At 61.3% G+C, this 7743-nt stretch carries 10 protein-coding genes; 6 read left to right on the plus strand and 4 right to left on the minus strand.

Going from position 1 to position 7743, the window contains the following annotated elements; genetic code table 11:
- The 4 genes from EN749_RS25495 to EN749_RS25510 form a co-directional block, all read left to right on the plus strand.
- Window positions 1-995 (plus strand): amidase (locus EN749_RS25495; protein WP_128364204.1); only part of this gene is annotated, 995 nt, incomplete at its 5' end.
- Window positions 996-1109: 114 nt separating this feature from the next.
- The gene (locus EN749_RS25500; protein WP_127379954.1) at window positions 1110-1724 is read left to right on the plus strand and encodes a LysE family translocator; all 615 of its coding nucleotides are present in this window, start codon (window positions 1110-1112) and stop codon (window positions 1722-1724) included.
- Window positions 1725-1875: 151 nt separating this feature from the next.
- Window positions 1876-2148, plus strand: coding sequence for a hypothetical protein (locus EN749_RS25505; RefSeq protein ID WP_245481868.1), 273 nt, complete (start codon window positions 1876-1878; stop codon window positions 2146-2148).
- Between the two features lie 3 nt (window positions 2149-2151).
- The gene (locus tag EN749_RS25510) at window positions 2152-2529 is read left to right on the plus strand and encodes a hypothetical protein (RefSeq protein ID WP_127398896.1); all 378 of its coding nucleotides are present in this window, start codon (window positions 2152-2154) and stop codon (window positions 2527-2529) included.
- Window positions 2530-2565: 36 nt separating this feature from the next.
- Here the strand turns inward: EN749_RS25510 and EN749_RS25515 are convergent, their stop codons facing one another.
- Window positions 2566-3510: a nucleoside hydrolase gene (locus EN749_RS25515; RefSeq protein WP_127398895.1), complete on the minus strand. Its 945-nt coding sequence runs from the start codon at window positions 3508-3510 to the stop codon at window positions 2566-2568.
- 315 nt (window positions 3511-3825) lie between these two features.
- Between EN749_RS25515 and EN749_RS25520 the strand changes: the two genes are divergently transcribed.
- Window positions 3826-4251 (plus strand): Hsp20 family protein, encoded by a 426-nt coding sequence (locus EN749_RS25520; RefSeq protein ID WP_023760739.1) that lies wholly within the window; start codon window positions 3826-3828, stop codon window positions 4249-4251.
- Window positions 4252-4372: 121 nt separating this feature from the next.
- On the plus strand, window positions 4373-4627 hold the full coding sequence (locus tag EN749_RS25525; protein ID WP_023760740.1) for a DUF1150 family protein: 255 nt from the start codon (window positions 4373-4375) through the stop codon (window positions 4625-4627).
- A 67-nt stretch (window positions 4628-4694) separates the two neighbouring features.
- Here EN749_RS25525 and ptsN read toward each other — a convergent pair whose 3' ends face one another.
- The 3 genes from ptsN to rpoN form a co-directional block, all read right to left on the minus strand.
- Window positions 4695-5159, minus strand: a complete 465-nt coding sequence (ptsN, locus tag EN749_RS25530; protein WP_128364205.1) for a PTS IIA-like nitrogen regulatory protein PtsN — start codon at window positions 5157-5159, stop codon at window positions 4695-4697.
- Window positions 5160-5281: 122 nt separating this feature from the next.
- Window positions 5282-5866, minus strand: coding sequence for a ribosome-associated translation inhibitor RaiA (gene raiA / locus EN749_RS25535; RefSeq protein ID WP_128364206.1), 585 nt, complete (start codon window positions 5864-5866; stop codon window positions 5282-5284).
- Between the two features lie 264 nt (window positions 5867-6130).
- Window positions 6131-7657: an RNA polymerase factor sigma-54 gene (gene rpoN / locus EN749_RS25540; protein WP_127809317.1), complete on the minus strand. Its 1527-nt coding sequence runs from the start codon at window positions 7655-7657 to the stop codon at window positions 6131-6133.
- Between the last annotated feature and the right edge of the window lie 86 nt (window positions 7658-7743).

The raw sequence follows: 7743 nt of genomic DNA on the forward strand, positions 1-7743 counted from the left end.
GGCCGACGCTGAACGCGTGCGATCCGGCCCTGACCGCCGGCGGCTCGAGCGGCGGCGCGGCGGTGGCGCTGGCGCTCGACATGGTGCCCGTCGCCGATGGCAGCGACTTCGGCGGCTCGCTGCGCAACCCGGCCGCCTGGAACAATGTTTTTGGCTTCCGCCCGTCGCAAGGACTTGTTCCCGGCGGACCGGATATAGAGATCTTTCATGCGCAGATGGGCGTCGACGGGCCGATGGGCCGCAACGTCCGTGACATGGCACTGCTGCTCGATGTGCAGGCCGGTTACCACCCGCACGCGCCATTGTCCTACGAGAAACCCGGCTCGTTCCTCGAAGGGCTTGGAATACCGGCAACTGCTGGCCGCATCGCCTGGCTCGGTGACCTCGGCGGTCATCTGCCGGTTGAAACAGGCATTCTCGGTCTGTGCGAGGCGGCACTCGGCCGCTTTGCGGAAGCATCCTTCGCGACTGAAGCGTTGCTGCCGGATTTCGATTTCGAAGCGCTGTGGCAGGCCTTCGTGACGCTGCGCCAGGCCAGCAGCGGCTGTGCGCTCAAGACCCACTATGACGATCCCGCGAAGCGCCGCCTGCTCAAGCCGGAAGCCATCTGGGAAGTGGAGAACGCAATGCGGCTGACGGCGCCACAGATCCGCGCCGCCTCCGTGACCCGGACATCCTGGCATCGCACGCTGCTGTCGATCTTCGATCGCTATGATCTGATTGCGCTGCCGACCGCGCAGGTCTTCCCCTTCGATGTCGATACGCATTGGCCGCGTGAGGTCGCCGGACGCGCAATGGACAGCTATCACCGCTGGATGCAGGTTTCCGCCTTCGCGACCTTGGGCGGCTGCCCGGCGGCCAACGTGCCGGTCGGCTTCGACGATAGGGGCCGACCGATGGGCATGCAACTGATCGGCCGGCCGCGCGGCGACCTCGCCGTGCTGAAGGCGGCGGCGGCCTATGAGGCAACGCTGCCTTGGCAGACCGGCGCCTGAACCGGGCGGACTGGCGTGTCGCAGGGCGCTAGTTAGCGGCTTGCACCGGCTGCGCTGCTATGCATTGATTGTCCTCAAGCCGCGCCGCATCGGCGGCATTCCTGGGGAAAAATTATGTCGCTGGAACTCTACGCCGCCTATGTCCTGGCTTGCATCGTCATTATCCTGGTGCCGGGCCCAACGGTCACGCTGATCATCGCCAACAGCATCCGCCATGGCTCCCGCGCCGGTCTCGCCAATGTCGCCGGCACGCAGGCAGGGCTTGCCGTGATGATCGCCATCGTCGGCATCGGCCTCAACACACTGATCTCGGGCATGGGCCACTGGTTCGAGTGGGTGCGGCTGATCGGCGCCGCCTATCTGATCTGGATGGGTGTGCAGATGTTCCGTTCCAAAGGCACGCTGAACGCCGATGGAACGGCCAGGAAACCGCGCGGCGGCTTCTTCCTGCAGGGCTTGCTGGTGGCGCTCAGCAATCCCAAGACGCTGATTTTCTTCGGCGCCTTCTTTCCGCAGTTCATTTCGCCGCAAGGCAACTACTCGCTGCAGATCGCCATCATGGGCCTGACCGCCATGATCTTCGCCGCCTTCTCGGATTCGACCTATGCGCTGGCCGCCGGCCGCGCCGGGCGCCTGCTGTCGGCCGGCCGCATCAAGCTTTTGTCGAGGATCAGCGGCAGCTTCATGGTCGGCGGCGGCCTGTGGCTGGCGTTTTCTAAGGCGAAGTAACAGCTCGCCGAGAGCCGGGACGAAAAGAGTTGCAGCGCCTTGGAATGGCAACAGATTGAAAGTGTGCTCTCTCACCACCACATGAATATGTGTTGAGGGACTCATGTCTGTCTTTTGGACTTGGAATGGTTTGAAGAGGAACGCGCCTGGCGTGATACTCTTTATCGGTGCGTTTGCGATTATGATCATGTCGGCGGCAAATAAATGGGCCAACGACGCCAGCCCGATCCGATCGGTCGACACATTCGACGCAAACGTCGAAAGTGTCCAGTTGGACCATGGCCGCGGCATATATCTGGTTTCTATCGAGAACGGTTCGTCTGTCCTTATCGATGACGATCGCCCGCATCTGATCGGCTCGCGCACAAGCATTGAACGCGTCACGCGCGACAATGGCTTCGTCTTCTACCGATTCGTGAATTGAACCATGGCGACAGCATTTTCTCTCAAAAACCGCCTGCTTCTGTTTCAGGCAGAATACTGCGATGCGGTTATTGGTGTCACTTTCTTCTGCACACTGCCTCTGGCGGCGCTGATCCCAATTGCGATGAACCAGGACAATCCGGTTGTGGCAACTCAGCGTGTGATGGGCACCGTCGAGTATGTCAGGTTAATGCCCATCAATCCGAAGATGGCCGCCGGGCGTGGGCTGTATTACACATACGACGTCCGCCTTGATGGCAGCAACGCGGTGACATCCATCGACGATGAAGTGGGGATGCCGCACCTCGTCGGTTCGGTCATCCCCATCGAGCGGCAACATCATAAGCGCGGCGGAGACACCTATCGGTTTCTCAATCGGTGAAGACGCGTGCTCACAAGTTCAGTTCTGTTCTGACGATCAGTTAAGCCGCCCCAACCTATCCACCAGCAACGCGAAAAAACCGTCATGGTCGATGTCGCGCATCACCATGGCGTTCTTTGGCCGCTTGGTGACGCCCCACCAGTCGATCACTGTCATGCCCATGGTCAGTTCCGAGGCGGTTTCCACGCTGACGTTGCAGTTGCGGCCCTTGAACAGGTCAGGCTTCAACAGATAGGCGATGACGCAGGGGTCGTGCAGCGGGCCGCCGTCGGTGCCGTATTTCTCCTCGTCGAAGCGCTCGAAGAATTCCAGCATCTCGGCGGTGGCGGTGCCGACCTTGGTGCCGAGCGCGCGGAAGGTTTGCGTGCGCTTGGCGGTGGTCAGCGCCTTATGGGTGACATCGAGGGGCATCATCACGATCGGAATACCGGATTTGAGCACGACATCGGCGGCCTGCGGATCGACATAGATGTTGAATTCCGCGGTCGGGGTGACATTGCCGCCCTCGAAGAAGCCGCCGCCCATCAGCACGATTTCCTTGATGCGCGGTGCAATGCGCGGCTCGCGGATCAGCGCCAGCGCAATGTTGGTGAGCGGGCCGAGCGCACAAAGCGTGATCGTGCCGCTTTCTTCCCCCATCAGCGTCTCGACGATGAAATCGACCGCGTACTGGTCCTGCAGCTTCATCGTCGGTTCGGGCAATTGCGGTCCGTTGAGGCCGGTCTTGCCATGCACTTCCTCGGCGGTGACCAATTCGCGCATCAGGGGCCGGATGGCGCCGGCATAGACCTTGATGTCCGGGCGGCCAGCCAACTCGCAGATCTTTCGGGCATTCTTTTCGGTAAGCTTCAGCGGCACGTTTCCGGCAACGGCTGATATGCCGACGATCTCCAGTTCGGAGCTGCCGAGCGCCAGCAATATGGCGACGGCATCATCCTGACCGGGATCCGTGTCGATGATGATCTTGCGTGATTGGGGCATTTCAATTCCTTGTTTGGCGAGGTCGTGGGCTTGAACCGATCCGATCGAAACATCCAAATGACGCCGAAGCGGTCGCGAACTGCCATGTCGAACCGCTCGACCGGGAAAGACAATTCCCGACCTGCGCGCTTCTCCTTGCATCTGCTCGCCGTTTCAAGCGCCATGTGGGTCATTCCTGTGAGTCCACGCCTGGTCTTTTTGAGCGGGTCTGTTGACGGCTTGAACTTGGTCGCGGGGCGGACCATATCAAGGCCATCGGGAAAAATGCCATCTGGGTTTTTCCACTTTATGTCGCTCTTGAGAGGACAGTGTAACATGAGCCGAATGACGCCCTTTTCCAGCCCGCTTCTCCTTGGTTTCGACGCCATGGAAAAGACCCTGGAACGCCTGGCGAAATCCGGCGACAGCTACCCTCCCTACAACATCGAACGCCTCAGCGGCGCCGACGGCAAGACCGAAAGGTTGCGCATCACATTGGCGGTCGCCGGTTTCGCCGAAAGCGATCTCGATGTCACCACGGAGGAAAACCAGTTGGTCGTGCGCGGCCGTCAGACCGACGACACCGAGCGCGAATTTCTTCATCGCGGCATCGCCGCACGCCAGTTCCAGCGCTGTTTCGTGCTGGCCGACGGCATGCGGGTGATCGCGGCGGAGTTGAAGAACGGTCTTTTGTCGATCGACCTCGATCGGCCTGAGTCCGAACGGCTGGTACGGAAAATAAACATATCGGTGAAAGACTGATCTTTACCACTGCATCGGCCGGAAATCGGCTCCGACTTTCCGAAAGCACGATGCAGCAAATTGAAATGGCTCTCATGCGGGATGGCCTTGAGCGGCGTCCTCGCGCCAAGGAGGCTTTGAAATGACCAGAACTGAAAACATCACCATGACCAATGGCGAATTCGCTCATCTCGGCGAAGGCTCGGTCGCTTATCTCAGAAAGGTCTCGAGCGACGAATTGCTCGGCCGTTTCCCCAATCTTGGCGAAATCGCCCCCGGCATGGAACTGTGGGCCTTGTTTGCCGCCAATGGCCAGCCGATCCTGCTTTCCGATGCGCGTGACCGCGCTCTGGCCGGCGCCATGGAAAACGACCTGACCACGGTCGCCATTCACTGAGAGCGATTCCGGCTGAAACGGAAAAGGGCCGCCCATGGCGGCCCTGTGGCGATATCATCCTCGAAGTTCAGGCCGCGTGCGAAGCCTGGGTGTCCGATAAAAGCGCGTGGATAGCGGCGGCGTCGCGCGTACCCCTGATCTTGGCCACCGTGTCGGCATCGCGCAGGACCCGCGCGATGCGCGACAGTGCCTTGAGGTGGTCGGCGCCCGCCCCTTCCGGCGCCAGCAGCAGAAACACCAGATCGACGGGCTGATCGTCCAGCGATTCGAAATCGACAGGCGTCTCCAGCCGGGCGAAAACACCTGCAATGCGCTTCACGCCGGCCAGCTTGCCGTGCGGGATGGCGATGCCGTTGCCGACGCCGGTCGAACCCAGGCGCTCACGCTGCAGGATGGTGTCGAACACCTCCCGCTCCGGAATGTCGGAAATCGCCGCTGCCCGTTCGGACAGCAGTTGCAGCAGCTGCTTCTTGGAGTTCGCCTTCAACGCCGGCAGTATCGCCGGAACGTTGATAAGATCGCTCAGATCCATGCTAGAAAATCCCTTGTTCGCCTGCCGTCACCAGTCCCCACCCCTCGTGCGGCCGGCTCTTATTGCCGTGCGACCCTTGTCGTCACCGTGCGACCCTTGTCGTCACCGTGCGACCTTTGTCGTCACGCTTGCGCGACCTTGGTCGTCGACGGGTCGATCCAGCCGATATTTCCATCGGGTCGGCGATAGACGATGTTGAGATGGTCGGTTCCCGCATTGCGGAAGACAACGACCGGGCTGTCCTTGGTGTCGAGCTCGATGACCGCCGACGCCACCGACATGGTCTTCAGCGTCATGGTTGATTCGGCGACGATGGCGGGCGCGAAATTCTCCGGAATGTCCTCGTCGTCATCGGCAAGCGGCGCCATCACCGTGTAGGCGATGTCCGTCGGCTGGCCGTTGGCGGCGCCCGAATTGTGCGATTTCAGCCTGCGCTTGTAGCGCCTCAGGCGGGTTTCCAGACGGTCCGCCGCCGCCTCGAAGGCAAGCGTCGGATCCTGGGCATCGCCGGTGGCCTGCAGCGAAGCGCCGGAATCCAGCCGGATCATGCAGTCCGCCGAATAGCGCGAGCCCGATTTGATGACCGTGACATGTCCGGCAAAGCCGCGATCGAAATATTTGCCGATCGCTTCGCCGACGCGATCATTGATGCGTGTCCGAAACGCATCGCCGATGTCCATGTGTTTTCCCGATATGCGCAGATTCATCTGAAAACTGACCTTCCTTGCTCAGGCTTCAAACTGGCCCGAGTTTATACTCGTGATCCGTGCGCACAAGCTTTGCGGCGTCACTTGCGCCGATTTTAAATCCAAACTTTCCGGTTGATCACAAGCCGCCCTTTGACCGTCCCGAGGCCAACGTCGTGACGGACCATCCGCATGCAGGCTTCTAGCCCTTCTCATGCGGGCGGGCTTCTAGCCACTTCACCGCGGCTTGTCAATGAAGTGCCGGCCTGTGGAAAATCGACCCGCTCAGCGCCCGGCGCTAGCCATCGCCCGTTTCTCGCGTCGGCGCTGCACCGAAGAGGGGATATTCATGCCTTCTCGGTACTTGGCGACCGTACGTCTTGCAATGTCGACGCCACTTTCGCGCAACATGTCGACGATCGCGTCGTCGGAAAGCACGTCGACGGGTTTTTCCTCGTCGATCAACTGCTTGATGCGGTCACGCACGGCTTCCGAGGAATGCGCATCGCCGCCGCCCGACGCGGCGATCGAGGCGGTGAAGAAGTAGCGAAGCTCGAACACGCCGCGCGGCGTCAGCATATATTTGTTGGCTGTGACCCGGCTGACCGTCGATTCGTGCATGCCGATGGCGTCGGCCACCGTGCGCAGATTGAGCGGCTTCAGCTGGCGCACGCCATGGACGAGGAAGGCATCCTGCTGGCGAACGATTTCCGAGGCGACCTTGAGGATGGTCTTTGCCCGCTGGTCGAGGCTGCGCGTCAGCCAGTTTGCATTCTGCAGGCATTCGGCCAGAAAATCCTTTTCCGCCTGGTTCTTGGCCTGCGGTGAGACCTGGGCGAAATAGATATGGTCGACCAAAACCCGCGGCAGCGTTTCGGCATTGAGTTCGACCGTCCAACTGCCGTCATTGGCCGCGCGCACCTCGACATCGGCGACGATCGCGTCGCTGGCGCCGCCCGAAAACGCCATGCCCGGTCGGGGATCGAGCGCCCGGATCTCCGCCAGCATGTCGAGCAGATCCTCCTCGTCGACACCGCATATCCGTTTCAATGCATGAAAGTCACGTCGTGCCAGGAGTTCGAGATTGGCGACCAGCGCCTTCATCGCCGGATCGAGCCGGTTGCGCACCGCAAGTTGCAGCGACAGGCATTCGGCCAGGTCGCGGGCAAACAGGCCAGCCGGCTCGAAGGCCTGACACACCGCCAGCACCTTCGCCACGGCAGCGGCATCCGCACCGAGACGAGCGGCGATCTCGGCCAGGTCGGCACGCAGATAGCCGGTCTCGTCAAGGCCGTCGGCGAGTTCGGCGGCGATCAGCCGTGCAGCCGGATCGGCGAAGGCTAGCGCCACCTGTTCACCGACATGGTCGCGCAACGTGATCGCAGCAGTCGCCATATCGCCGGCGTCAAACCACTCGGATGAGGAACCCGCGCCATTGCCCGAAGCCGATTTCCATTGTGCCGTCAGGTCGGGACCGAGCCGCTCGCTGGTCCCCGGGTCGTCGGGGAACAGGTTTTCCAGCGACGTGTCGAGCTTGTCCGAGATCGCCTCGGCGCTCCACTGCGTCTCGTTTTCGAACCAGTCGCCTTCGGCGGTGGCTTGCGGCTCCGCCTCGATCTTCTGCGCCTGGTCGCTGGCGGCATCGTCCTGCGGCTCGGCGCGCTCCAGCAGCGGATTGCGCTCGATTTCCTCGTCGATGAAATGCTCAAGCTCGACATGGGTGAACTGCAGCAGCCGAATCGACTGCATCAGCTGCGGCGTCATCACCAGCGACTGCGATTGTCGTAGCTGTAGTTTGGCCGCCAACGCCATGGTTCGGTTTCAAACGCCTCGTCTACGCATCCCGACTTCCGGGCAAGAATTTTGCAGCCGGCCATAAAAACTGGCCCGGCTTTTGC

The sequence above is a fragment of the Mesorhizobium sp. M7A.F.Ca.ET.027.02.1.1 genome (genome assembly GCF_004022985.1).
GTDB lineage: Bacteria > Pseudomonadota > Alphaproteobacteria > Rhizobiales > Rhizobiaceae > Mesorhizobium.